Origin of the sequence: uncultured Bradyrhizobium sp. (genome assembly GCF_936928535.1) — a bacterium.
GTDB lineage: Bacteria > Pseudomonadota > Alphaproteobacteria > Rhizobiales > Xanthobacteraceae > Bradyrhizobium.
Genome location: NZ_CAKZHY010000166.1, coordinates 51,904 through 78,419 on the forward strand (window position 1 = coordinate 51,904; position 26,516 = coordinate 78,419).

Annotated in this window: 18 protein-coding genes; 9 read left to right on the forward strand and 9 right to left on the reverse strand. The window is 58.1% G+C overall.

The window, feature by feature from the left end; all coding sequences use genetic code 11:
• Window positions 1–7 precede the first annotated feature (7 nt).
• Entirely contained in the window at window positions 8–670 is a 663-nt protein-coding gene (ccmB, locus tag Q0687_RS31115) for a heme exporter protein CcmB (RefSeq protein WP_298885393.1), read from the forward strand.
• A gap of 84 nt (window positions 671–754) precedes the next feature.
• Here the strand turns inward: ccmB and Q0687_RS31120 are convergent, their stop codons facing one another.
• The 6 genes from Q0687_RS31120 to Q0687_RS31145 form a co-directional block, all read right to left on the reverse strand.
• Complete coding sequence (locus tag Q0687_RS31120; protein WP_298885395.1) at window positions 755–1,231, reverse strand: cytochrome c-type biogenesis protein; 477 nt, start codon at window positions 1,229–1,231, stop codon at window positions 755–757.
• Entirely contained in the window at window positions 1,228–3,225 is a 1,998-nt protein-coding gene (locus Q0687_RS31125; protein WP_298885397.1) for a heme lyase CcmF/NrfE family subunit, read from the reverse strand. Before Q0687_RS31125 ends, Q0687_RS31120 begins: the two co-directional genes overlap by 4 nt.
• Window positions 3,222–3,719 (reverse strand): cytochrome c maturation protein CcmE, encoded by a 498-nt coding sequence (ccmE, locus tag Q0687_RS31130; protein ID WP_298885399.1) that lies wholly within the window; start codon window positions 3,717–3,719, stop codon window positions 3,222–3,224. Before ccmE ends, Q0687_RS31125 begins: the two co-directional genes overlap by 4 nt.
• A 3-nt stretch (window positions 3,720–3,722) precedes the next feature.
• Entirely contained in the window at window positions 3,723–4,418 is a 696-nt protein-coding gene (gene ccmI / locus Q0687_RS31135) for a c-type cytochrome biogenesis protein CcmI (RefSeq protein ID WP_298885401.1), read from the reverse strand.
• 206 nt (window positions 4,419–4,624) lie between these two features.
• Window positions 4,625–5,248 carry a DsbE family thiol:disulfide interchange protein gene (locus Q0687_RS31140; protein ID WP_298885403.1) on the reverse strand — a complete coding sequence of 208 codons (624 nt, stop codon included), beginning with the start codon at window positions 5,246–5,248 and terminating at the stop codon, window positions 4,625–4,627.
• A 153-nt stretch (window positions 5,249–5,401) separates the two neighbouring features.
• A complete protein-coding gene (locus Q0687_RS31145) occupies window positions 5,402–6,175 on the reverse strand; it encodes a heme ABC transporter permease (protein ID WP_298885405.1) in 774 nt (257 codons plus the stop codon).
• 2,372 nt (window positions 6,176–8,547) lie between these two features.
• On the opposite strand from Q0687_RS31145, the gene Q0687_RS31150 reads away from it, so the two are divergent.
• From Q0687_RS31150 to Q0687_RS31160, 3 genes are all read left to right on the forward strand, one after another.
• The gene (locus tag Q0687_RS31150) at window positions 8,548–9,252 is read left to right on the forward strand and encodes an AraC family transcriptional regulator (protein ID WP_298885407.1); all 705 of its coding nucleotides are present in this window, start codon (window positions 8,548–8,550) and stop codon (window positions 9,250–9,252) included.
• A 449-nt stretch (window positions 9,253–9,701) separates the two neighbouring features.
• Window positions 9,702–10,412, forward strand: a complete 711-nt coding sequence (locus Q0687_RS31155; RefSeq protein WP_298885410.1) for a response regulator transcription factor — start codon at window positions 9,702–9,704, stop codon at window positions 10,410–10,412.
• Between the two features lie 239 nt (window positions 10,413–10,651).
• Entirely contained in the window at window positions 10,652–11,038 is a 387-nt protein-coding gene (locus Q0687_RS31160; RefSeq protein WP_298885412.1) for a response regulator, read from the forward strand.
• 397 nt (window positions 11,039–11,435) lie between these two features.
• On the opposite strand, the gene Q0687_RS31165 is transcribed toward Q0687_RS31160, so the two are convergent.
• Both Q0687_RS31165 and Q0687_RS31170 read right to left on the reverse strand, forming a co-directional pair.
• On the reverse strand, window positions 11,436–12,038 hold the full coding sequence (locus tag Q0687_RS31165; RefSeq protein WP_298885414.1) for a sulfite oxidase-like oxidoreductase: 603 nt from the start codon (window positions 12,036–12,038) through the stop codon (window positions 11,436–11,438).
• Between the two features lie 150 nt (window positions 12,039–12,188).
• Window positions 12,189–12,722 carry a PAS domain-containing protein gene (locus Q0687_RS31170; protein ID WP_298885416.1) on the reverse strand — a complete coding sequence of 178 codons (534 nt, stop codon included), beginning with the start codon at window positions 12,720–12,722 and terminating at the stop codon, window positions 12,189–12,191.
• A gap of 327 nt (window positions 12,723–13,049) precedes the next feature.
• Here Q0687_RS31170 and Q0687_RS31175 point away from each other — a divergent pair, with 327 nt between their 5' ends.
• From Q0687_RS31175 to Q0687_RS31195, 5 genes are all read left to right on the forward strand, one after another.
• A complete protein-coding gene (locus Q0687_RS31175) occupies window positions 13,050–14,054 on the forward strand; it encodes a helix-turn-helix domain-containing protein (RefSeq protein WP_298885418.1) in 1,005 nt (334 codons plus the stop codon).
• A 230-nt stretch (window positions 14,055–14,284) separates the two neighbouring features.
• Window positions 14,285–14,692 (forward strand): globin domain-containing protein, encoded by a 408-nt coding sequence (locus tag Q0687_RS31180; RefSeq protein WP_298885420.1) that lies wholly within the window; start codon window positions 14,285–14,287, stop codon window positions 14,690–14,692.
• A 367-nt stretch (window positions 14,693–15,059) separates the two neighbouring features.
• A complete protein-coding gene (locus tag Q0687_RS31185; protein ID WP_298885422.1) occupies window positions 15,060–15,278 on the forward strand; it encodes a hypothetical protein in 219 nt (72 codons plus the stop codon).
• A 599-nt stretch (window positions 15,279–15,877) separates the two neighbouring features.
• Window positions 15,878–20,566 carry an AAA family ATPase gene (locus tag Q0687_RS31190; RefSeq protein ID WP_298885423.1) on the forward strand — a complete coding sequence of 1,563 codons (4,689 nt, stop codon included), beginning with the start codon at window positions 15,878–15,880 and terminating at the stop codon, window positions 20,564–20,566.
• Between the two features lie 1,034 nt (window positions 20,567–21,600).
• Entirely contained in the window at window positions 21,601–22,701 is a 1,101-nt protein-coding gene (locus Q0687_RS31195; protein WP_298885425.1) for a LysR family transcriptional regulator, read from the forward strand.
• A gap of 74 nt (window positions 22,702–22,775) precedes the next feature.
• On the opposite strand, the gene Q0687_RS31200 is transcribed toward Q0687_RS31195, so the two are convergent.
• Window positions 22,776–24,122, reverse strand: a complete 1,347-nt coding sequence (locus Q0687_RS31200) for an IS5 family transposase (RefSeq protein WP_298885427.1) — start codon at window positions 24,120–24,122, stop codon at window positions 22,776–22,778.
• Between the last annotated feature and the right edge of the window lie 2,394 nt (window positions 24,123–26,516).

Here is a 26,516-nt window from a genome sequence, read left to right on the forward strand (position 1 = left end):
GGGAATCATGACCCGTATTCTCCTCGTCGTTTTTGTTCGCGACCTCATGCTGGCCCGCCGCATCGGGGGCGGCGGGATTCTCGGTCTGGTCTTTTTCCTCAGTCTCGTAACGGTCGTACCATTCGCAATCGGGCCTGACCTGCGTTTGCTGTCGCGGATCGGCCCGGCAATTCTATGGATAGCGGCACTTCTCGCGAGTCTATTGGGCCTCGACCGTCTGTTTCAGGCGGATCAAGAGGACGGTTCGCTCGACCAAATGTTGCTGTCGCCGGCGCCCTTAGAACTCATTGTTCTTGTGAAGTGCATGGCTCACTGGTTTATGACAGGGCTGCCGCTCGTTATGCTCTCGCCCCTCTTTGGCCTGATGTTTAATTTGGATGGCCCGGCCCTCCGATCGGTAGCAGCAACGTTGTTGGTTGGTACGCCGACGTTCACCTTTCTAGGGGCGATCGGGGCGGCCCTTACTGTCACCCTGCGGCGCGGCGGTCTGTTGCTATCGATCCTCGTCGTGCCACTAGCCGTACCGGTGCTGATCTTCGGTGTCTCCGCGGCGCAAAGTGCCACAATTCCCTTTTTGACACCGTTCCTGGTCCTCTGCGCGCTCGGGCTCGCGTCCATCGCGCTCGCTCCGATAGCTGCGGCCTCAGCTCTTCGTAGCGCAGGAGAATAATGAGGCATGCAACGATTGAGTTTTCTTTCGGGGCACTGTTGTGGAACGATTTCGGCATTGCCCGAACTTGACCTCAGGAGGAGCCTAAAGCGGGCTATCGGAGTCAAACAAAACGGCAAGCTGATCCCGCTCGGCTTGGCTCAATGGTGCCGCTGGCGTGGACTGCTGGCGGCGCAATCCGAACAGGAGAGCGATGGCGCCCGCTCCGAGCACCAAAGCCGGCATTCCCCAAAGGAGAGCGGTTTCCAAGTCGATTGGCGGTTTCAGCAGGATAAAGTTTCCGTAGCGCTTTACCAGAAAAGCGCGGACCTGCTCATCACTCTCTCCTAGCTTAAGGCGCTCGCGCACTAGCAGGCGAAGGTCCCGCGCGAGTTCTGCCTTGGAATCGTCGATAGACTCATTTTGACAGACCAGACAACGCAGTCCGGCGGAAATAGCGCGCGCGCGTACCTCGAGTTTCGGGTTGGTCAGGACTTCATCCGGCTGAACCGCCCTCGCCAAGCTAGGAGCGACGCTTGCGAGTACGATCGAAAGCAGAAGAATGCGACGAAGCCGCGTCATTCGGCGGGCTCCGGCGCTGCAGGGCCGTCGGCGACGCGAAGGCGAGCCGCGCGGCGCGCGAAGCCAATTCGGAGGCGTCTGTCGGACAAGGATACCATCCCTCCGAACGCCATAATGACCGCACCGATCCAGATGCTCGTCACGAGCGGCTTCCAGAACAGGCGCGCATCAACCGAACCATCCGCGTGGCGGTCCCCAAGCGAAATGTAGATCTGCCCAAAACTCAGCGTTACGATGCCTGCCTCGGTGACGGTTGTCTGTCGTGTGGGAAAGCTGCGCTTGGCTGGCTCGACGGCTGTCACGTATGCACCGCCCTTGCTGATAATCGTATGGCCGACGAGCTCTGTGTAGTTCGGGCCCTGCCGCGATTGAAATTTCTCTATGGTCGCTTGATAAGGGCCAAGATCGATCCTCTGACCTAACTTGACGGTCGCGATCCGCTCCACACCCCAACCCGTCGCCGCCAAGCCCATGAGTGTAAGGCCCAGGCCCGCGTGAGCGATCGCCCCACCCCACGCGGAGCGCGGCAGCCCGATCGCGCGGGCTAGCATAACCCGGCCGCCTTGCCCTCGTGCCCAGATACGCGACGCCACATCGGTGAACGAACCGACGATGAGGTAGACGGCGAGACCGAGACCGGCTGCGGAGAAGACGGAGCCGCCCCGGATGACGGCAACAAGCACAATTGAGACTACAAGACCACCCAAGGCTGCGAACGTTACCCGTTGCGCTGCGCCGAGCAGGTCGCCGCGTTTCCAGGCGATCGACTGACCGAGCGGCATCAGCAGAACGATAGGCGCTACGAGCGGGCCGAGCGCTAAATTAAAAAACGGCGCGCCGACCGAGATCTTGTCTCCGGTCAGCGCCTCAAGCGCGAGCGGATAGAGCGTGCCGGTCAGAACCGTGACGCAGCAGGTAGTCAGCAGCAGGTTGTTGACTGCCAGCGCACTCTCGCGTGAAACGGGTGCGAACACGCTACGCTCGCTCAGGGGGGGCGCACGCCACGCGTAGAGCGCGAGTGGTCCGCCGATGAATACGGTCAGTATGACCAAGATGAAGACCCCGCGAGCTGGGTCACTGGCGAACGAATGGACGGAGGTAAGTACTCCGGAGCGCACGAGGAACGTACCCAGCAGCGACAGCGAGAACGTAAGTATCGCCAGGAACAGTGTCCAAATCTTGAGGGCTTCACGCTTTTCCATGACAGCAGCCGAATGGAGGAGCGCGGTGCCCGCAAGCCAGGGCATTAGTGACGCGTTTTCGACCGGATCCCAGAACCAGAATCCGCCCCAGCCTAGGGTGTAATAGGCCCAGTACGACCCCATGGCGATGCCAAGCGTCAAAAATATCCAGGCAATCAGTATCCAGGGCCGCACGTAGCGGGCCCAAGCAGCGTCTAGCCGGCCGCTGATCAGCGCGGCTACCGCGAAGGAGAACACGATCGAAGAACCGACATAGCCGACGTAAAGCAGCGGCGGGTGTATGGCGAGGCCCGGGTCTTGAAGCAGCGGATTAAGGTCCTGGCCCTCAAACGGCGCCGGAAATCGTCGCAAGAAGGGATCGGAGGTGAACAGAATGAAACTGAGGAAGGCAAGCGAGATCCAGCCTTGCACGGCCAGCGTATTCGCGCGTAGCTCGTTTGCCATGGCGTGTTCGAAAATCGCTACAGCCGCTCCAAAAGCCGCGAGAATCAGAACCCAAAGCAGCATGGATCCTTCGTGATTGCCCCAGACGCCCGCGATTTTGTATATAAGTGGTTTGGTGGTGAGTGAGTTCTCGGCGACTGTCACGAGACTGAAGTCAGACGCCACATGGGCGTAAGTCAGTGCTGCGAAGGCATAACCTAGGAGCAGGAACTGGGTGATTGCGGCAGGGACCGCGATTGAAGTAAGTGCCGTATCTCCAGTACGGGTTCCCCAGAGTGGCAGAATTGATTGAAGCAGCGCGACGGCGAGAGCCAAAGCGAGCGCGTAATGTCCGGTTTCGATGATCATCTGGTGGTCCCATCAGCTGGGATGTTTCGTGGGAGCGGCGCTAATTGCGCTCGCGCAGATCTTTCGTTGCGCCAAGTACCTTCTTGCTTGAGCTTGTCAGCTACCTCCTTGGGCATATATCGCTCGTCGTGTTTTGCTAGCACGGTGTCCGCATGAAAACGGCTCGGTCCTTCCACGGTGCCCTCGGCGACGACGCCCTGTCCTTCCCGGAAGAGATCCGGCAACAATCCGGTGTAGCTGACTTCGACGTCGTGTTTTAAGTCTGTCACCGCGAAGATGACAGTCGACGAACCCTCGTGAGTAAGAGAGCCACTTTTAACTAGGCCGCCGATGCGCAGCCGGGTGCCAGGCGGCGGCGCCTTTGCGGCCAGTTCGCTTGGCCCATAAAAAAATACAATACTGTCCCGCAACGCGAACAGGATGAGCCCTATCGCGATCGTCAAAGTGACGCCAGCTGCGCTGATGATAGCAAGGCGCCTGCTCTTTCGCGTCAAGATCTACTCCTCTAAACGAAGCTGTCTGACGAGTTCATCGACGCGAGCCGACGCTTGCGCGTCGTCTGCTAGCTGAGCACGTGCGCTTGCGACGGCCGCCTCAGCTTTCTTGTGCTCACCCAATGCCGCGTAAGACCTAATAAGTTGTAGCCATCCTTGAAGGTGATGTCCGTCCTTCGATAGCTTCTCGGCGAGCTCCGCTACCATTCCTCGGATCGCGTTGCTCCGTTGCTCTGGACGGAGCCTTTCAATGTCAGCTCCCGCTTGGCCGGCGTGGATGTCAGGAACTGCGGCAGCGAGGTTAAAATCTGCATTGGACTGCCTCGATGCGATCGGCATGTCAGGTTGGCTGGGAGCGCCGACTTTGAGGTACGACGCGAATGCGACGAGCGGCAGGACTAAGACGATCGCCAAAGCTGCGGCGCGTCGCTGACCTCCGCGGCGCGACGTATGCGACCAGCCCTCGGGCGCCGAGTTGAGTGAAGCGAGCAGCCGGCGCTCGATTTCGGCGCGAGTCGTCACAGAGTCCTCAGGTGCTAGCATTCCGCTGCGCACGTCCTCATCCGTTTCGGTCAGAAGATCGCGATAGAACGTCACATCGGAATCGCGAGCGTGAAAAGCTTCGCGCCGCTCAGAGAGCGACCGGGCCAGCGCCAGCACGACTGACGACGTCATCATTCCAAAAATGGCCCACACCACGTTTTCAAAGACCTCCGTTCGTCCTCGCCACCGCACCATCCGCCGGCATGCGCCGCCAGTAAGGGTCGGTCCACCTCACTGTTCCGCTTTCATTGCCAACTCGGAATTCCCGAACAATGCAGCGGACGGGGCACTACAACGCTGGGGCAAGAAACGATCCTTCTTGCATTCAATTCCAGAGGGATGGAGAGCGTGCAATGCAACCGTCATGGGCCCTCAGCCTCGGCAATGGCGTCCATCAAACCAGGCAGGCTTACATCCGAGATGCCACCAACCAGCTTGTATACAATTGTGCCATCGCCCTTGATCACATATGTCTCGGGAACGCCATAGACGCCGAAATCAATCCCCGTTCGGCCCGATGGATCAGTGCCGACCTGTGCGAACGGGTTGCCGTGAGCGGCAAGATAGGCCAGCGCAGTTTTGGGATCGTCTTTGTAGACAATCCCGGAGAGTTTCACGCCATGTCGCTGCAGCGTGGGGTCCCTTGCCAATGCCATCAGGGCCCCTTCTTCTTGCCTACATTCAACGCACCATGACGCGAACACGTTTAAGATCGTCACGTGCCCTCTCCGCAAATCTGCGCTCGACAAGCCAGGTGGAGCGGATGTTGAAAGCCCTTCGAGCGGCATCAGCGCAAATTGCGGTACTGACCTGCCGATCAGAGCTGAGGGCACGAGTGAGGGGTCACCGGCCCCGAGCCGCACCAGAAGCAATGTTGCAATTCCGCAGAAGACCAATAATGGGATCACCACCCCCAAGCGGGCCAGTGCGCGTCGGCGCGTCGAGGCGCGCAATGAAACGTGAGTTGAGGCCTGGATGTTACTCATGCGCGACCGCGCCGTTCCGAGTGCTCAAGAAGGCGCGCCAACGTACGGTGCTGAAGGCCATAGTCGATAAACACCGCCACGATCATTCCCGCCAGGACGGTCCCCGTCACCAGAAATGCCGCCATTATGAATCCGTCATGTCGCAACATATGCTCAGGAACCTCTTTCGGCAGTCAGCATGCGAGCCATCGCCGCTTCGCCATTAGCGGCCCGCGTGATCGCGAGGCGTCGGGCTCGGCGTCGCATGATCTCGTTACGAACTGACATGACGTGGAGCGTCACGAACAAGAGCGAGTATGCAAAGGCCATAACGATCAGCGGCCATAGCATCGAGCCAGCAATCGCCGAGCCCTCCATTCGGAACACCGACGCGGGTTGGTGAAGCGTGTTCCACCAATCAACCGAGAACTTCACAATCGGAATATCGATAAGACCTACCAGGGTCATAATCGAAACTGCCCGTCCCGCCCTACTCGGGTCCTCGATTGTCTGCCAGAGCGCGATGAGACCGAGATAAATGAGAAGCAGAACCAGCATGGAGGTCAGCCGTGCATCCCAGACCCAATAAGTGCCCCACATTGGTTTGCCCCATAGCGAACCCGTGACGAGGCAAATGAAAGTGAAAGCTGCGCCGAGGGGCGCTGCCGCCTTTTGAGCCGCATCGGCGAGTGGATGACGCCATACCAAGGATCCGAACGCAGACACCGCCATGAATGCATAGGCAAGCATTGCGGTCCAGGCGGCGGGGACGTGGATGTACATAATTCGCGCAGTTTCACCTTGCTGGTAGTCGGGGGGCGCGTCGAACGTTCCAAATAGACCAATCGCGAAGGCGACTGCTGTCGACCCCCAAAGCAAAGGCAGCAGCTTTGCGGCGACGCGCACGAAATTGCCTGGGTTGCTGTAGGCACTAAAGCTCAGCTTCAACTTTCGATCTCCTCGAAGCCAACCAGCAGGCGGAGACTCGCTCCCTTCCTAACGCGGCTCGCGTAGGGACTCTGCTCTCATTTCGCCTGCAAAGCCGATGAGTATTGCATCACACGAGGCGCGGGTTCGCAAATTACCCTCGGTTATCATTTCGATGCCCGAAGATCGGAGATTAGACATTTCTATCGGGAGATCCACTTAGTCCATCACGCGGATTTCGCACGAAATTTATTTAGCCACGCTCTGAGCCTCGGTGTTATGTGGTCACTTAGCTGCCAAGGAGGAGGTGGACAGCCGGTGGGATGCGCGATCACCTGGAGAAACTGCCTCGCGTCTGACGCATGCTTATCGTGATAACGATTGAAGCATGCAATAGCTATCCGCACTCCTCGCTCGCGGCAGTCGACCCTGAGGGGCAGTTATCGCCAGGCGGATAGTCGAGTGCGGTAAAGCCTCGCGCTTATGTCTGCAGAAGCGGTTCGTCGTGTGCAGCGAGCGCCTTAAGCTTTCGTATAGGACCATTGCTCCATTTGGATGACTGGTCTGTACTGGCGTTCAATTGAGCCGCCGATCGCGATCATCGTATGTATCAAGCCGCGATGGTCCTCCCCCCCCCCGCCATCGCTGCCCATCTTGGGCTCCTCCCTAGACTTGGGCCGCTTGTGGCAACGCAGGCGGCCTTCCTTTTGCGTACGCCATTCCGATTAGACCGGCGTTTTATTTAACCAATACCTCTGTACTGTTACTTGATACCTGCGCCCAATGGTCTCAATCACGCGCTCCGTGCTAGCCGTTGATACGGAATGAAACGCAACGGAACCGGCCCGCGAGCAGGCAGTTGCAGGATAAGGTCGGCGGCGTAGCGCCCGACCGACCTTTCCCCTGACCGAAACGTGCGTCGCCGATCCCGCAAGCCCTTAGTTCGACGGTTCGCTGCGGAGAGCCGGCCATGAAAAACATCGTGCATCTCCTAATCTGGTTTTGGCGAGGGAGCTCGCCGACGCCCAACACACAACTTGGGCCTGTGGCGGAAAATCGGGATCAATCCAGCATGGCCGACTTTGTCCGCATCCTGCAGGCCTACGATCATGACCAGTACGGCGGGAGTTAGGGATATCGCAATTGGCTGACCAAAGTCTCATGGGCCCAGTAGAAAATACGCGGTCACGGGGTCGGCATCATCGGTACCTTTCCAAATGGCCATCGCGGTCAAGTGCACCGGTAAACAATCGGCCACGCGTCTTCGAAGCCTGACTCCCTGATCGAACTCGTGAGAGCGATCTCGCGCCAGCAATAAGTGGTCGATATTGTTCTGACCGCGAGAAGATTAGGCGCGCAACTTGGTTGCACTCGACAGAAGGTCGCAGGCCAACGCGCCGCGATGCTACCACCTTAGACTTGACTTGTTTCAGGTCGGACTAATCGGCACGGCTAAGTAGAGCTGCACCAAAATTGGGGCCACGGCTACAATAGGCACTGGAACAACAGCCGTTGCCAGGCAAGGACCCGCCGCCCTGCCTCTCTGGTATTGTGTTTCTTCGTAGCATGCGCCCCGACCTTGAGAGACATCTAGCAGAATCGGGGGCGCGCACGATGGTTCAGAATTCCGCCTTGGTGATTCAGGCCCCGCACAAGTCGAAGCTTGGATATGCCAAAGTCGCAGTCCGGCTCCGAAAAGGTTTATCCCGGTTTCGCCCTTCCTATCAGACGGGCAAATGCGAGTGCAATTGAGGACCGGGCTGCCGCACGGCAAGCTCACCTCGAGCCATTCGCCGGGCATTTCGGGCGAAGAAAGCCGGCGCTCGAACCGCTGCCCGCACGGTCACCGCCACCATGACAAACGAGCGGATGAACAAGGTCTGAATGGGAACCCGGAGGTAGAACCCATGCGTTTAGCCGAAAGAAGGCAGCTGACAGCACGAAGCCAACTTAAGCGAACAGGAGAAGCGATGTCAGACGGCCACCTACGTCTTCCGACGTCCACATTGGGAGTCAAACTGCACCAGGTTCGTTTACGCGGCACCTCGGAGACGCTTCGCGATTCCTCGCGGGACCGTGATGATCGGCAACAGGTACCAAGTTCGCAAGTATTGCTCCCGATAACCCGGTCCCGAAACATTGAAGACGACCACGCCTCCTCCGTTTTTGATACAGCTCGCCGATTGGACAGTCACCTCGCAACGGGCGCGGCCCATCCTGTCGTCGAAATCTCCCCCTCCCAAGCCGTGGCACGCGTCAAGATAAATGGGCACGGAATGGCGGCCGAATCTGTGCGATTTACCGGACGAGGCAAAATCCAAAACCATTTCCGGGCTCCAATGCATATGCTCGTTATGTACGAGACGGGAGAGCGCCGGGACGGAGAGTCATTCGTGGAGGGTCTGCCGCGATCTGCGCTCCGAAAACTCGAGCGGAAACTGGCATTCGTACCGGCGGGCCTCGAATTTTCTGACTGGCACGAGCTGCGCGGGTCGCAGATGCGGCTCATGTACTTCTACTTCGAGCCGGACAAGCTTTCGGGCCTTTCTAATCCAGGTCTCGCTGGATCCTCGATAGCTCCACGTCTGTTATTCGAGGACGACACACTCTGCCACACCGCAATCAAGCTGAAGACGCTTGTGGATGGCCCTGCAGCAGACCCACTCTACTTCAACAGTCTCGGCACTCTGCTCATACACGAACTCGTACGCTTCACTTCCGGGCTGCCCAGCATTAAACCTCAGCTCCAAGGCGGCCTGGCCCCGTGGCAACAACGGCTTGTCACCGCCTACATTCGCGAGCATGTCAATGAGCGGATTCCTATCCGCATACTAGCACAGCTGGTGCGTCTCAGTCCGCATCATTTCTGCCGCGTCTTCAAGCAATCTCTCGGAGTGCCGCCACATCGCTACCAGACCAACCAGCGTGTTGAGCAGGCGAAGTTACTGCTGGCGGGCCGGCCGTGTTCGATGACGGAGATCGGGCGGGCGTTAGGCTTCAATAGTCGTAACGCGTTCGCGACGGCGTTCCGGAAGGCGACAGGAATTGCACCTGCCGATTACCGCCGAAGCCTGGATTCTCGTATGACAGAAGAATAACCGAAGACTTCGCGACCACCTTCACTAATCGAGAGGTGAAGGCACCTCGCGCAACATTGCGATGAGAACGATCGAGCTTTCGCGGCCCGTTAGCAGTTCGCACCCCCGGATGAGGAGATGCCTCCAGGAGGGACAGCCGAGGACGTTGCCGCAACGGCAGCTTCGAGCGCTTAAATCCCACTAAATCCTCAGACCGCAATATCCGTCAACACACGCCGAGTCGGAGATCTGGGCCTGCGATGCCCCCATAGTCGCCAGTAGCTGTGAGGTCGATTTTATCATCCTGGGGCTACACGCAGGAAGAAAGGAAGCACAAAGCACGGATGCCGTCGTTCCGGCCCTACGGGCGCTCCGCAATTCTCGGGCGCTGGCGACGATTGACCAGGCGAACTTCCTGCGGCCAATAATTCGGCGTTCCGCCATGGAACTCGCGTGGCATCGTGCATTGAATGACCATCGCGAAGGTGATATTTTTCATAGTGCGTGTCAGGAGAAAAGCACCAGTGGCGCAGCATTCTATTCGAACGCTTGCGGTAGCGGAGGAGCCAATTATTGTCGTTGTGGACGACGACAAGGACTTCCGCGACTCACTCGGAGCTCTCTTCAGCTCGGTCGGGTTCAAGGTCAAGCTGTTTGGGTCGGCCGCGGAATTGCTCCAAACCGGCTTGTTCCCCGACGTGGTGAGCTGCCTAGTACTTGATGTCAGATTGCCGGGTTTGGGCGGCCTCGATTTGCAAACGGAGCTGTCGAAAAAGAGCGCCTCGATTCCTATCATCTTCATGACTGGCCACGGCGACATCCCGATGTCAGTCAAGGCGATGAAGGCCGGGGCTGTGGACTTTCTGACCAAGCCGTTCCGAGAGCAAGACATGCTGGATGCAGTGTCGATCGCGCTAGATCGGGATCGAACGCGGCGGAAGACTGAGCAGCGGCTCACAGACCTTAGGTCGCGTTACGAGCGATTGAGCCCGCGCGAGCGAGAAGTATTGGCTCTCGTGACCACTGGTTTAAAAAACAAGCAGATCGCTTTCGAACTAGATGTCGCTGAGATTACCGTAAAGGCGCACCGTGCCCATGTGATGCAAAAGATGGGTACTCAATCGCTGGCCGAGCTTGTCAAAATGGCGGAGACGCTCGGTATAAAGTCCCCCGGGTCCTGATCGCTTTCAGGCTTCAGGCGAGCCAGAAACTGGCTTGGACTATTCAGAAGCTCTGCAGCAATTATTCCAAAATATAGCACCCATTGTCCCGAAGTGTGGTGTTCCCCGTCCACCGTATAATCGCCAATCCAGAGCCCTGTCGTTATGTTATGCTGAGTGCATAGTCACCGTGCGCTCCTGGAAATGGACACAGACGAGAGATGCGGCGCACCGCATCCCCCAACAATCAGGGTGGGGACATGTCTAACGAGATTCGCATTTCGATCATCGATGATGATGACCAATCTCGCGCGGCATTGACGGGCCTCATGCAGGCAATGGGATTTGATGTTGCGTCCTTCCCCTCCGCAGCGGATTTTTTGGCGACTCCTAACTTCTGCCATGCGTCCTGTTTGATCGTTGATGTCCATATGCCGCAAATGACAGGGGTGGAGCTGCATAGCTTCTTGACCGGATCTGGCTACGACCTTCCAACGATTCTGATCACAGCCTACCCGGATGACAGCGCGCGAGTTCAGGCTCTGCGTCAGGGCGTCGTTTGCTACCTGGCCAAACCCATCTACGACGAGGATTTGCTCGGATGCGTCCAATCTGCTCTGCAGCGCTCGAAACCGGTAAACATTTGAATGACCGCTCAATGGGCTGCCGTCGTTCAACGAGAAGTTCGGTTATTGCGCCGTTAACGTTCGGCCTGACTATCGTGAAGTATGGACTAAGAAATCGCTGCCCTTACTCGTCCGTCCGGAGGTCCGAATTTCCACTACACCGCGCGCGCGGAGCCGCTGCTCAACACCTCGAATGATTTCTCCGGCTCGGACGAAGGCCTAGCCACACGCGGCCACAATTTAGAAGGAGACGTGATGACTCGCGCCTCTTCAGCCCCTGAGCGCGATCTTCCCAAAAATTAGTGGAAGCTTTCCCTGATCGACTGGCTCGGGTCCGCGGTGGTCTATCGACGTAAATCTCCTGTCGTTAGACCAAGTTCACGCCCCCAGGTGAGGGGCTAACATCGGGTTCGGATGCTCAGCTCGAAGATCGTTGCTCTTTGAACGGGTCACCGTAAAGGTGATAGCCATTAAATTCCCATAGACCCGGCGACTCGCGATCCAAGAACTGGATCGCGCGCACCCACTTCACGCTCTTATACGCATAGAGGTTTGGCACCACGAGCCGCAGCGGGTGGCCGTGCTCGGCCGCAAGGGGTTCGCCGTCATGCCGCAGGGCTAATATTGTAGTCGGGCGCAGAAAATCCGCGATTGGTAGGTTTGCCGTGTATTTGTTCTCGCCATGGACCATTACATGCCGCGCTTCTGGCCGCAACTTCACGCGCTTCATCAATTCTGTGACGAGCAATCCTCCCCAATTGTTATCGAAGCGGCTCCAGCCATTGACGCAGTGCATGTCCGCAGATAGCTCTGTCTGCGGCAGATTAGAAAACTCTTCCCACGAAAGCCGCAGCTGCATTTCTACTAGCCCGAATACACGGAAATCCCACGACCCCGGACGAAAGATCGGCACCGAACCCACATGTATCACCGGCGACTTCAGCGTCAGCGACTGTCCGGGGGGAAGCCGCCCGGCGGCACACATCTCGCGCTCCCATTCGCCTCGACGCTTTGATCCCACATTTACCTCCACCTCGAGCGATAAAGCGTCTAGTCAGCGCACTTCATTTGGGCACCGGCGAGCCGGGCTGCGGCAGACAAGCCAAACATCGGATTTCCAAGCAGCAACCCGTCAAGATCCAGGCCCGCCTCTAGACAGCGAAGGGGATCTTCACTGCTCCTCTCCATCGGCCTTGGAATCAGAACCACTTCCGGATTCGGAGACAAGGCCAGGAACAGTCTTGCTGGTGTTGTGACGGAAAATATTGACTGCTCCGATCACTTCGTCCTCGTTGTCTCGAATAGGGAAGACATTCACGAGAGCTAGAAGACGATTACCATTCGGTTGCTCGCAAATTACGTCCGCGTTTCGAACAGTGCCGCCGTTATTGATCACCACGGAAGGTGGCGCATGTTCGTGCGGCATCACTTCGCCCGAGGGGTAACGAAGAAGGTGTGACCCACAAAACTTCTCCGAAGTTCCAAGAGACGGCGTGCGCCCCCAACCTGCAATCGCAGCTTTGTTGCACTTGACGACGGTCGCATCCTTTTCGAGAACGTATATTCCTACTGGGATGGAATCCATTGCCGCCTGATCTGCGAGAATGCCTTTTGCGACGAGGTGCCCGTCCACGATTTCTCCTCTGAAGTCGATTCTATCGAAGTCACCTTCTACAATCATCGTGTTCGTTGCGTTGGTTGTCATTTTCAACCTCCTTTGCATACCCATACTCTTCATAGATCTATTCGGCCTTACACTCGAATTTGAGCAAGCATAGCCTCCCAGGTCGTTACCGTCGTCTCACCGTGCGCCGCACGACGTCTCATTTTGCGCCGATCGCCATGCGGTCCTTGTTCCGTTAAGGCCGCGGAGAGGCGGGTGCAGCGATCAGTTCGCGCGCTGGAATCGAGACGCAAAGGAACTCTCCACGTCCTCAAAAAGTGGCAGCCCCCGAACCTGGCGCCCTCGCTTTGCCCATGTGACCGGTCTAAGATTAGGTTCCAAGGCATTTGGTCGGCCCAAGGGATGGTCATGCAAGTCCATTTTTCCACGGACCACATTGCACCGCACGACCGCGTGAGGTTCTGGTGCGACTATTTCGCGAAGCTGGCCCATAGCATCACGCCGGGCGAGATTCCGGATCCCGCTGCCTTTCGCGCGGAAGCGAGCGGATCGATCGCAGGTGAATTTGCGCTGCTGGAGATAAGTTCGGGACTTAAGAGGGTCCAACGGACGGCGGCCGACGTTGCCAAGGACAAGACCGAAGCGTTCTTCGTCCGCCGATTTCGCGCGCCGGTCATCTGGAGGGCCGCGGCACGCAGCACGCCAGTCGACCTGATTCATGAGCCCGGTGATTTCTGCATAAGCTCGACCGAATGGCAATTCGACGCAGAATGGAAAGGCCCAGCGTCGTTCGATCTGCTAATCATCCCGCGGGCTGCACTCTCGCCGATTATAACCGGGGGCCGACTGGAACGCCCGTATCGGTTGGCCGGTGCCTCGCCGCTCGGCTCGCTGCTCGGCGCAGCTTTTGATGCGGCGAAGGCGCAGGCCCCGCTGCTCCCCAACGAACATGGTGAAGCCGTGCTGCGCAATCTTTGCGGTCTCGTGGCACTGAACTGTAACATCTCCGCTGAAGGCATCAATCGGGGGCGGGATTCGCTACATTCGGCGCGGCTCGCGGCCGTCAAGCGTTACGTCGACCTGCATCTCGCCGATCCTTCCCTGACCCCCGCCAGCGCCGCGGCCGCACTCGACATCTCGGCGCGCCAGCTGCATCGGTTGTTCGAGGCTAACAATATCAGTTTCGCCCGATACGTTTCGCGCGAGAGACTGCTTCGGTGCCGCGACGCCGTCGCCGACGCGGCGGGAGCCGACCGATCGGTGATCGATATAGCTCTTGGCTGGGGGTTCAACAGTATGGCGACGTTTTATCGCGCGTTCGCAAGCGAGTTCGGTAGCCCGCCCACGATGCTGCGTGCGACATCGCAAGAACGAATAAATAGCCAGCGCACGACAGGGAACGACACATCGTGAATGTTCGGGGCGATCTCCCGCTTGGCGCTAAGTGAGACGTTGCTCGGCGCTAAATGAGACGACTTCGCAACTGCTTCCGTGCGAATGATTTAGTGACCCACGAAAATTGAGTGCTAATCAGATGCGTCAGATTGCACGACGTTTCTATGCGCCTGAGGGGTCGCATCCGATTGCTATATGTGTCGCACGCAGCCCCTTGAGCCGCGCCCGCACGCAAAGGAAATGACATCGTGGATGCTGTGCAGCAGGAGCTTGTCCAGACTACCTTCGCCAAGCTGGCAGTGATGCCAGAGGTCACCGCGGCGTTGTTCTACGAGCGGCTATTCGCCACCAATCCGAATCTTCGGTCGCTGTTCAGAAACGACTTGCGTATTCAGGGCGTCAAGCTAATGACCATGCTCGCTATGGTCGTCTACAATCTACCGGCGCCGGATCAACTTTCGCCCGCGATCCATGACCTTGCCGTCCGCCATGTCGAGTACGGGGTTAAGCTCGCCGACTACGATGCGCTGCGGGGAGCGCTGCTCTGGACCCTCGAACAGGCGCTTGGAGAGGATCTCACGCCCGCCGTTCGTGAGGCGTGGATGGTCTGCTACGATGAACTCGCGGGTGAAATGAAGGCGGCCGCCGGCGTCTGATTTACAATCTCCCGCCTGGTACTAAGCGCCTTTTTTCTTCTCTGGAAGCAGTGATCCCGATATGTCCGTTCAGGGTCTTGGTTGCGTGCAAACGGATGGAATCGGGGCGGCCGTTGTCGGCCGACGTTTATGACCTCGTGCGTAACAATCAGATGGTTTCGCGGTGCCCACCGCGCCCAGGATATTATAGCCGACGACGCCCAATCCGCGTCCGCTGGTGGCCATCTAACGGGCATCCGGATCGTCAGCGATATCTATTGATCCGGGCGTGTTGCGCATCGTACGCATGCGACGAAGACCGCCTGATTGACACATGCGCGCGAGAGCCGGGCAGCGCTATGATGGCGCTGCGTGAAGGTTAGGCAGCTTGCTGATCGGTCGTCGGCTTGGCGCGGGCGTCGAGCCCGAGCCGACGACGAGGTTGAACACGCCGGCCGGAACGCTGGAGCGGGTGATGATTTCAAGCAGTTCGGCTGCGGAAGCCAACGCTTTAACCTTTTCCGAGCCGACCGAACGGAACAAGCTGCTGAGTGACCCGCGAGTGAAGGGATCATCATCGATCACAAAAACGATCGGGGCCTTCTGAGTCTGGAATGCTAAGCCCGCGAAATGATGGTAGGTAAATTATGGTGCGATAGGCTGGCTCAGGTTTACTTGCATTACGTCGAGGAATATCTTTGCGGCGCCGCGATCGCCACTCGGAGAATGCGCATGACCACGCCACGCGCGTCATGCGCACGCCCTTTTGTGGCGAATTACCAAAGGGATTTGCGCGGCGGCGCGCCTGCAGGGAGATGTTGTCTGCGTCGAGACCTTGTCGCGGCGCTCCAATGCCGTCAAGAGAACAATGATCCCAAGAAGACAACTCCCAGAGCACTGGGGGCCGTCGCCATCCTCGTTGGCTCTCCCTGGAAAGTCTCACTTCGTTAGAACGATCGAACCAAGTCTGCGCTCGGCCATTGATACTTCGTTCCTGTGAGCATCCTATCCAAATGAATACTCTGAAGTGGTGATGCTGTGGCGACAAGAATGTCACCTATCCCAGGGCTCTCGGGATACGTCCTCCTGCCCCTGCGCGAGAGCGCGGACTTCACGCTCTACCGCGGCCGAAAGCACGACGACTCCTCGCCGGTCCTAGCTATTGCACTTGTTGAGCCCCCACCGCCTCAGAGCATGAGGCGGCTCATGCACGAATACTCGCTGGCAGCCGAACTCGATCCCGCTTGGGCTGCCAAGCCTCTGGCCATTACTCGTCACGACGGTCGGACGATCCTTTTGCTCAAGGACCCTGGCGGGCAGCCGCTCGATCTGATTCTCAAGCGTGACCAAGGGCGACCGCTCGACCTGACTTGCTTCCTCAGTACCGCCATCGGGTTGGCACGAACACTTGGTCAAGTCCATCAGCAGGGCCTCATACATAAGGATATCAAGCCTGCGAACGCTTTCGTCGACAACGCCTACAACGCCTGGCTAACCGGATTCGGAATCGCGTCCCAGATTCCGCGCGAGCGCCAGTCGCCCGAAGCTCCTGAGCTTATCGCGGGAACTCTCGCATACATGGCGCCCGAGCAGACGGGACGAATGAATCGATCGATCGATTCTCGGAGCGATCTCTACTCGCTTGGAGTGACGTTCTACGAAATGCTTACCGGGAGCCTTCCATTCCTGGCCTCGGACCCGATGGAATGGGTGCACTGCCACATCGCCCAACAACCCCCCGCGCCCAGCGAGCGCGTTGGCACCGTGCCGGTCTCAGTATCTGCGATCACGATGAAGTTGCTCTCCAAGACGGCGGAGGAACGGTATCAGACAGCGGCCGGAGTCGAGAGCGATCTTCGGCACTGCCTGACACAATGGCAGTCCCAGCGACGGATCGATGACTTCACTCCTGGCGCTCGAGACGTCCCGGATCGCCTTAGGGTTCCGGAAAAGCTGTATGGGAGAGACCGGGAGGTTGACCGCCTGCTTAACGCCTTCGACCGCATCGTGGGCGGTGGCCGGGCGGAACTGGTGCTGGTCTCTGGACATTCTGGCATCGGCAAATCCGCGGTCGTCAACGAGCTCCACAAATCGCTCGTACCGCCGCGCGGCTTGTTTGCATCGGGCAAATCCGAACGTGACAAGCGCGACATTCCGCATGCCCCGTTAGCCCAGGCGCTTCAGGGCCTGGTCCAGGGGCTCCTCTGCCAAAGTGAGGAAGACCTTCGCAAATGGCGGAACATACTCCGCGAGGCGCTGGATGCGAACGGACTTCTCCTTGTCGATCTCGTTCCTGAATTGACGCATGTCATTGGCGAGCAGCCGCCAGTGCCTGAATTGCCGCCGCAGGAGGCGCAAAAACGTTTTCAAACTGTACTTCGACGCTTCATCAGCGTGTTCGCGCGGACTGAGCATCCCCTCGCCCTGTTCCTAGATGACATGCAATGGCTCGATGTCGCAACACTTGACCTCCTCCAAGATCTGTTGACGCACATCGATTTGCGGCACTTGCTGGTTATTGGTGCGTATCGCGACAACGAGGTCAATGCCACCCATCCTTTGGTACGGAAGCTAGACGCGATCCGTCAGGCCGGAGCGGCGGTGCAGGACGTCGTTCTCACGCCACTCAGTCGCGGCGATCTAGGTAGACTGCTAGCAGACACGCTTCAATGCCAACTGGAGCGTGCCGCGCCGCTGGCGGATTTGATTCACGAGAAGACCACTGGGAATCCGTACTTCGCGATCCAGTTCATTTCTACTCTGGTGGATGAACGGCTCCTGACGTTTGATTACAGCGCGCGGCGTTGGGTATGGGATTTGCGTCGCATCCGTGCCAAAGGCTTCACGGATAATGTCGCAGAGCTGATGATTGAGAAGTTGAAGCGCCTTCAGCCCGCAACGCAGAAGGTACTCCAGGAGCTCGCCTGCCTGGGCAACACCGCGGATTTCGAGATGCTCCGGATAGGCTATCAAGGCTCGCTCGAGAGCATGCACGACCGTCTCTTGGAGGCCGTGCGATTAGGCCTCATTTTTCGTGCGGATAATTCCTATGGATTCACGCACGATCGCGTCCAGGAAGCAGCCTATTCGCTTATACCGACGGATCTGCGTGGCGAGGCTCATCTTCGGATGGGAATGCTCCTCGCCAAGCACACGCCCACTGAAAAACGTGAAGAAGCGATTTTTGAGATCGTCAACCAACTCAATCGGGGCTCTCATCTCATCACCTCTTTAGATGACCGGGAACGCATCGCAGAACTCAATTTGATCGCCGGCCGGCGTGCGAAGCTCTCGACGGCCTACGACTCAGCACTCAAATATCTGAGAGCCGGCAGATCCCTTCTTTCAGATGAGACTTGGGAACGAAATCACCGGCTGATTTACTCAATCGAGTATCTTACAGCCGAGTGCGAGCTGCTGGCCGTCACCGTTGGCCTCGCAGCTGGGGATCCGCTCGAGGAAGTGCAAAAGGAGTGCGAGAACGGCTTGGCATTTGCCAGGCGGGTGCGTTTTGGCCTGGTCGTAGAACGCTGCGGAGCTCAACTCGGTCTGATCCTCACCTTGCGCGGGTTGACTGCACAGTTCGGACGTCTGGATCATGAGGGATACAGCGAAGTGGATACTGAGCACCGCTTGGCTAGCAGCCCCGATCTACTGCTCGCTGAGTTCCATTATTGGACGCGAAAGCTGCAGGCACATTTTTTTTCCGGAGACCTTGCAGCGGCGGTCGACGCCTCGCTGCACGCGGAGCCTCTCCTTTGGACGTCGGCGGCGACTTTCGAGTTAGCGGAGTATCGATTCTATGGTGCGTTGGTGCACGCGGCGGTCTGCGGTCACGCTACACTGGAGCAGAGATCGTTGCATTTCGATTCTGTTCTGGACCATCACCGACAGCTCCAAGCGTGGGCGGAGGTCGACCCCGACACTTTTGAAGACCGCGCTGCCTTGGTCGCCGCCGAAATCGCCCGCATCGAAGGCCGGTTGCTGAACGCTCAGGAGCTGTACGACCAGGCCATCCGCGAGGCTCAAAAATACGGGTTCGTACACAACCAGGCAATTACCAACGAGATTGCTGCGCGCTTCTACGCAGAGCGCGGCCAAGAGGAGATTGCGACCACCTATCTGCGGGCGGCGCGGGCCTGCTATCTCCGCTGGGGCGCCGACGGAAAAGTTCGCCAACTCGAGGAGCTTCATCCACATCTCAAAGTGGACAAGTCAATCTCGGGTTTCACGGCGACGATGGTAACACCCAACGAGCAGCTTGATTTAGCTACCGTTATCAGAGTCTCGGAAGCGGTGTCCGGGGAGATTGTTTTCGAAAAACTAATCGACACGCTCTTAAGTCTGGCAATCGAACATGCGGGAGCCGATCGAGGTGTCTTAATTCTGCCGCGAGCCGGCAACTTTGAAATTGAAGCAGAGGCTACAACGAGCAACGGCACCGTAAACGTTACCCTGAAACGGGCACGCGTCACGGCCGCGGATCTGCCGACGTCTGTGTTTCACTACGTCCTTCGGACTAAAGAAAGTGTTCTCCTGCACGATGCTTCAGGTCAGAGCTCGTTTTCGACTGATGTTTATGTTCGCGACCGCTGCTCACGTTCGGTGCTCTGTCTTCCGATACTGAAGCAGACCAGGTTAGTCGGCATACTGTATCTGGAGAACAACCTCGCGACTGGCGCGTTTACTCCTGCCCGAATGGTGGTCCTCACACTACTTGCTTCCCAAGCCGCTATCTCAATTGAGAACGCAGGCCTCTACCGCGAGCTAGCAGAGCGGGAAGCCAGGATTCGACGACTGGTGGACGCCAATATCATCGGTATTTTCGTTTGGGATCTTGAGGGCAGAATCATCGATGCAAATGACGCCTTTCTCCGCATTGTCGGATATGACCGCAACGATCTCATCTCCGGTCGACTGCGCTGGCGGGATATGACGCCCACCGAATGGCGTGATGCCGACGACCGACGAGTGGCGGAGCTGGAAGCGACCGGAACCGCCCCCCCCTATGAGAAGGAGTACCTCCAGAAGAGTGGCGGTCGGGTGCCAGTACTGGTCGGGGCAGCGACGCTCGGTGAGCCACATGATCAGGGCGTTGCCTTCGTGATCGACTTAACCGAGCGCAAGCGCGCAGAGGAGGAAATGCGCGAGAGCGAGCGACGTTACACTGAGATGCAGATGGAGCTTGTGCACGCGAATCGTGTCGCAACAATGGGCCACCTGTCCGCCTCGATTGCCCATGAAGTTAACCAGCCAATCGGGGCGACACTAAACAATGCTTCCGCCGCGTTGCGCTGGTTGAGTAAAGAACCAGCGGACCTGGAGAACGCTCGGCAGGCCCTCAACCGGATCTTTGAAAATGGCAACCGTCTCGGCGAAGTTGTCGGCCGCATGCGCGCTCTCTTCAAGAAAGCGCCTCTCCGGTGCGAAGCCGTGGACATCAACGCGGCAATCTTGGAGGTCATCGCTCTGACCCATGGTGAAGCCAAGAAGAATGGCATTTCAGTGCAGTCACACCTGGCGAACGGCTTGCCGCTCGTTCAAGGGGATCGGGTGCAGGTGCAACAGGTGATCATGAACCTGATCATCAACGCGATCGAAGCCATGAGCTCGGTCTGTGAGGAGATGCGAGGACTGGTGATCACCACTAGTAAAAGTGAACCGGATGGCGTGCTTGTCGAGGTCCAGGACTCGGGTCCGGGTCTGAGTTCTGTGGACCTTGAGCGCGTCTTCGAGGCGTTCAATTCGACCAAGCCCAGTGGCTTAGGGATGGGACTATCGATCTGCCGCACCATCGTCGAAGCGCACGGGGGACGACTGTGGGCCGCCGCCGCCGATCCTCGGGGAGCAGTTTTTCGATTTACGCTGCCCTCAAAGTCAGATCGAGCGGCGTGAACCGGCAACAAGAGGCCTGTCTCGTTGATGTGATCTCGTTTCGAGCGCTCTCCGTCGCCCCGGCGACAGAGTCGCACCAACTATCAACCTCGCCCGCTCAGCAAGCTTGGTGCAATAGCGGATTTTGCCTTTACAAGCCTGCCTTGCACTAAAGCTCAAAATCGCTCCGCCCTCGACTACCGACCTGACTTCCAAAAGACCGCGGATTGTTTGAGCAATTGGATGAGCCCTGGTTGGTGACGCTATTGCGGGAGTGGGTACGCCAGGACGCGAGCACCATGGAATAGAAACTCGACAAACCCGCAAGAATGATAACGCTGTAGCAAGAACTGCGCTTAACGCCGCGACCAAGCCGCTCTATCTATTGCTAGCAAGAACACCCAACACCGCGATGGTACGGACAACCTCGATGTGCACCATGTTAACATCTCAAACTCGTCTGCGGTCGCCGTTGTGACCGTCCAGAACGCCAAGTGCTATGACCACCCCACTAGCCTGCTGCGCTTTAAATCAGCAGGAACGACGCTCGGGCCGCCACACTAAAGCTAGAGAAATGAAATGCGCGACTGCGGAGTTTCCAGGCGAAAATGACGTTTGATCCTGCCCTATCCAGTGTTGCCGAACGACCCCGCTGCTTGGCATCGCTCAAAGAGTCCGCCGGGAAGCGTACTATAGAAATCACAAACGTCCCCGGCCACTGGCGCGTCGCGGATTCCACGCGACGCACTGACGTCAACTAACCAAGCATTCGATGGGTTTAAAGAGGCGCGATCTAAGGTCGCCATCGACACATCTAGATTGGATCGAGGCATGCACAGTCTGTACGATCGAACGCGTTTTTCGGACTCGCGGATTAGGCTGATGTCAACGTCCGCGACGTTGGCCGAAAGCAACGTCAGCGAGAACACTTTTGCCAATACTCAGGTCGAGACTTCCAGGCCGGCGCACATCATCTGCTTTGTAGGAAGCTCCACGACAGCCCCTTTGACCGTCTCCCCTCCCAACCATGGCAACGAACTAGAATGGTTCGGACCATGGCAACTCCTTCTGGTGTGAGCATGCATCTGCAATTTCATCAGGTGCGATATTTCTTGGCCCTCGCGAGGACGCTCAATTTTACGCAGGCTGCTAAGCAATGTAATGTAACCCAGCCGGCACTGACAAAGGCGGTCCACAAGCTTGAAGAGGAACTCGGCGGTGCGTTGATTCACCGTGAGCGTCGCTTCACTCAGCTCACCGAGTTGGGCAAGATAATTCTACCCACGCTAGAGGAGGTATTTGTCGCCGCAGAGGCCGTGAGCCTTCAGGCGCGAAGCTATCAAAAGAAGGCAATTGCCCGACTCAAGATTGGGCTAGCGCCCTCAATTTCCGCCGCGCTGATCACGGAATTGCTCCTCGAACTCGCCAGGATCATCCCTGAACTGAGATTCGATTTACGCGAAGCCGGTGGCGACGAACTCGTTGCGTTGCTTTTAGATGGCGAAATTCATGCGGCCCTCGTCGGCGAGGCTGTGGAGCTACCTGAGAGAATCGACCATTGGCCGCTCTTCCAAGAACGTTACGTACTTGTCCTGTCTCGAGAACATGCGATGACGAGGAGAACCGCTATCTCCATCCAAGACTTGCGCGACGTGGTATTTCTCGAAAGGCTCGGATGTGACGTCGTGGGCCGTTTCATGCGGGAGTGTTTTGTCGACCATCCTGGCCCTAAGGTCGTACACACCAGTGATCAGGAAAGGCATCTTCAGCAAATGGCATCCGCAGGGTTCGGAGCCATCTTGGCCCCAGAGCATGCTCCTAGGCTGCCGTCGCTCGCTGCAATTCCGATTGAGGGCGACCCAGTTCGGCGTGAGGTGCGGCTCTTGGCCGTGGCGGGGAGGCAATATTCGCCGGCACTTGACGCGTTTATTAAGATTGTGCGTACTCGCGACTGGACGAGTGCACTGGAAAACCTCCGAAACGCATCTGCCGCTGCCTCAAACAACGACAACATCCGTAACGCTGGTCCGCAACATGGAGACTCCTTATTTGAGCCACGAATCCGGGGCGATCGCCCAAACGATTGTGAAGCAACTCGGAGCGAAGCTCTGGAAGCGCGGCCATCCCGCCAACCGCACTCAATAGAGCGGCGGTGACTGCTCGTGAGATGCGCAGTATGGCCTTGGCAGTCGCGATCACGATCTTCGGTCAGCGGCTAAGAAGTCGTCCGTTAAGAAACCGATTTGAGCGGTGAGCGGTCGCTGGCGGCCGCGATGAAGGTGGTCAGGATCAGGCACCAAAGAGCCCTCAGCCAGGCGAGGACCCGGCGGAAGTTGTGACCGACGGCGGAGAGGATGACGTTAGCCGCATCGCCGGGGCGGCCTTTGAGGTAGCATCGGCCGAGGTGACCATCGGTCTTCAGGTGTCCGATGATGGGCTCGATGGCGGAGCGGCGGCGCAACTCGCGCTTGATGACACCGAAGACGCCGCGCTTCTGGCCGGAGATGAAGACGCGACGAGGATTTTGCGCGTCGTGGCCGCGGTATCCCTTGTCGACATAGGCCCGCTCGATCGCACAGCCGGTGAGTGTCTCGGTGCGGTCGATGACGTCCCGCAAGGTGTGACCATCGTACGGGTTATCGGGTAGCGCCCTGGCGTGCAGCACGAACAGGCCGCCTGGAGCACGGCGGTTGTTGGTGACGATGGAGGCTTTGACACCGAACTCGTAGGGTGCGGCGGCCTTGCCCTTGCCGATGCACTCGACCTCTGGAGCATGGAAGGAATACAGCTTCCAGCCGCGCTGGCGCTGCTGCTGCGAGCGGATCTGGGAGGCCCGGCTGAGCGGCAGGGCGAAGGCGTTCTCGAGCACGTCCTGACCTTCGATCTTGCGGCGGATATCGCGGATGATCCGGCCCAACCGGCTGCGCAGGACGCGCAACTGCCGCTGATGCCGCTTGAATTGCTTGGCGTGGGCGTAGCGTCCCGCCATCATCGCCGCGGTCTTGGCAATGCGAAGATAGGACTGCCGCAGCTTGACCCCGTGCTTCCTCGCCAGGCGGTTGAGCCCCTTGATTGCCGCGTGCAGCAGCTTGGCATCGGTCGGGAAGGTGATGGCCTTCGGCTGCACGGTGGTATCGACCGTGACCCGCTTGAGGTCCTGGCTGCGCAACGCGCCGGCCTCGTGCGCCACCCGCAGGCTCTCGGCCAGCAACAGCTCCAGCTTGTCGCCAAGCCGCTTGCGCCAGTGGCTCAGGTCGGAGCGCTCATGCGGGAACGCGTGCTGAAAGAACTCTTCGCCGGTGAAGTACTGGAAATACGGGTCGTGGGCCCAGCGCTCGCACACCCCCTCATCGGACAGGCCGTAAATGTGCTTGAGCAGCAAGAGCCCGATCATGAAGCGGGTCGCGATGCCCGGCCGACCGTTCTCGCTGTAGAGCGGCGCGATCTCGCCGTCGATCCAGTCCCAGTCGACCTTGCCGGCGAGCTGAACCAGTTCGTGCTTCATGTTGATGATCTGGTCCAGCCTGGCCCGGAACAGATCGCCCGATCCCGTCGCTTTGGGCTTCTTCGGTCGCATCGCCACCTCCGATGCGAGGACGGAATCATGACTGGCGATTCGATGGAATCCTTAAAACGAAATTCGAAGCATCAAAACCCTGCAATCCCAAAACAGGCAACAACGAATAATGCGATCCCAGCTCAATCGCTTAGCCGCTCTTCACGGACGACTAAGAATGAAGCCGCTTCTAATAGTCCGATCCTCGGGCCAACCCTCTCAATAGCAGACACATCCCGACTCCATTTATTTCATGCTTCTAGCTCGAGCAAATCCGCAGCACGTAATGAGGATTAAGTGGCGCCGCTTTCCTCGAACGGCGCTCTAGCCGCTCAGGGCTACATGAAGGCGCTCCCCAACCAAGCTCGCTTGCACACCGGTCGCATTAAGTCGATGCGGCCTGCGGTGCGACGTGGCGAAGCTAGCGTCGTTCGACGATGCTTTCTTTTTGGTGGATGCATTTCTAACTATCTGCTGCAATATCATGCACAGACCACTGCTTCGTACATCTCTAGCTCATAGACGATCGCCTAGCTGCGCCCCAGTCGCATTTCAGACGATGTGGCATTTCTCACATGGGCTCTGATGCATGGCCGCGAATTTGCTCGCCTTTTTGAAAGAGAGGTTCTTCCGACCTCGGGCCAGTCGCACTCTAGTCGGTGTTTGCGTAACCCTCAACAGCAGCACAAAGCGCTAGAACACCAGAACTCTCCGCCGATGCAGATGATGGCAGCCCGACTTTGGGCATTGCGCAGCCTGGCAATAATGATTGTCTATCGACTTGATTGCGAGAGGTGATTTTCCTCGCCGAGGTTGCAAGGCTAAATTCGTTGGGTGTTCCAAAACGAAAAGGACTTACCATGAAGACTCAAATCCGCAGCCTCGCGGTTGCGCTTGCAGTTGCCGTTCCTATCGCAGTCGTCGCCACGGCTGACTCGTCGGCAGCGCCGATCAATGGCACGTCGATCAAGGCGGGTGTACCTACCGGGACGACGGCGGTGCGCTACCGGGTACGGCGGAGCCACCCCTACCCTCAGCATTGGACCTACCCCGCTTATTATTCGGGCTGGGGCTATCCCGCCTATGGTTCGTATTGGGGCTATCCGACTGATGAGTCATACGATGCGGCCTACGATTCCGGAAATTACGGGTCAGGTTGCTTGCCCGGACCTCGTGTCGGCGCATTTGCAACAGCACCCTGGACTGACACCCCGACGTGTGCGCCGTATTAATGAGATCTCCTCACCTTCCGGGCGCTGGACTAAATGCAGGGAGAATAATGCGGCCTCCAGGCACCCCGCGATCGGGTCACCGCGTTCGAAATCCAATGTATTGATTTTTACATTGGAGCCTTCAGAACACTCTTACTGTCCCAACTCCTCTGGGACCATCGGCGCCCAGGGCGAACGGTGACAGCAAAGCTTGGCAGCGTGCGGCCCTCAGGCCGCCGCTAGCCGCGATGTTTTTGAGGTGTTAGCGTTCTTCAGCTATCCGCGCCTCGCCCGCTGGGACGTCAGCAGTAAAGCTCCGAGGGGCCGGATTATTTCCGGTTAACTCTCAGAGATCCATATCGCTTCTATGGTGGAGGCGGACACCGCCGCCTGAGCCCGCCGATTTGCGAGGATGGAGTTGCTGAGCGTCCGCATGTTGCTGGTGTTTGTTCGTTGCCGCGTCCACGGGCAGCTTGCGCAGGCATCAGGTGATCGAAGGAGCAGCACGCCCTTTTTCGCGAATAACAGCGCAAACCTTCTCTACTGGCGAATCGACGAATTGCTTCCTGAAGGTGGGTCATAGCAAAAGTGACTGGAGGCGCCTGGACCAACTCCTCGATCGCCGCCACACGTGCTGAACATTCTCGCGAGGGTAATTCTCCGCCAGCCGCCGGTTCAGTTTTCCGGGAGATGGTCGCGATAAGCCCATTTTGCGCACTGCATGCTCTGCCATGTGCTGAGGCATTGATTATCCATCTCTTGCATCACGCAAAGCATCAGATTGCGTGGTTCGCCGCCAGCAGGCTGAGCTGATCCCGATGCCATCGTCATTTTGTTAGCAGGAGTTGGACGGCTCTAGCCCGCGGCGATGTCTGCCTCGGGTCATGACCGCCATTCGGACGGAAGGCCGGTTGCTTCCAGTCTACCCCGATAACCTGACCTAAACTTCAGCATCGCAATCGGCTGGAATGGGGCCAGAATAAGCCCCGTCCCTCACGAGTTGTGTCTCTATCCGTCGATCGCATGGGTCATCGTCATGCACCACGTCCCCGCGGAATTTGAGAGCAATGAAGAGAACTGGGATTGAAGATACGGCGAAGTGGCCAGGGCGACCGCAGCAGGCAACGCCGCGCGACGCAATCGCCGCCATGAATTAAGGTCCATGATAAATGGTTATCGGATAGATAGTCACACGGCATTTCCC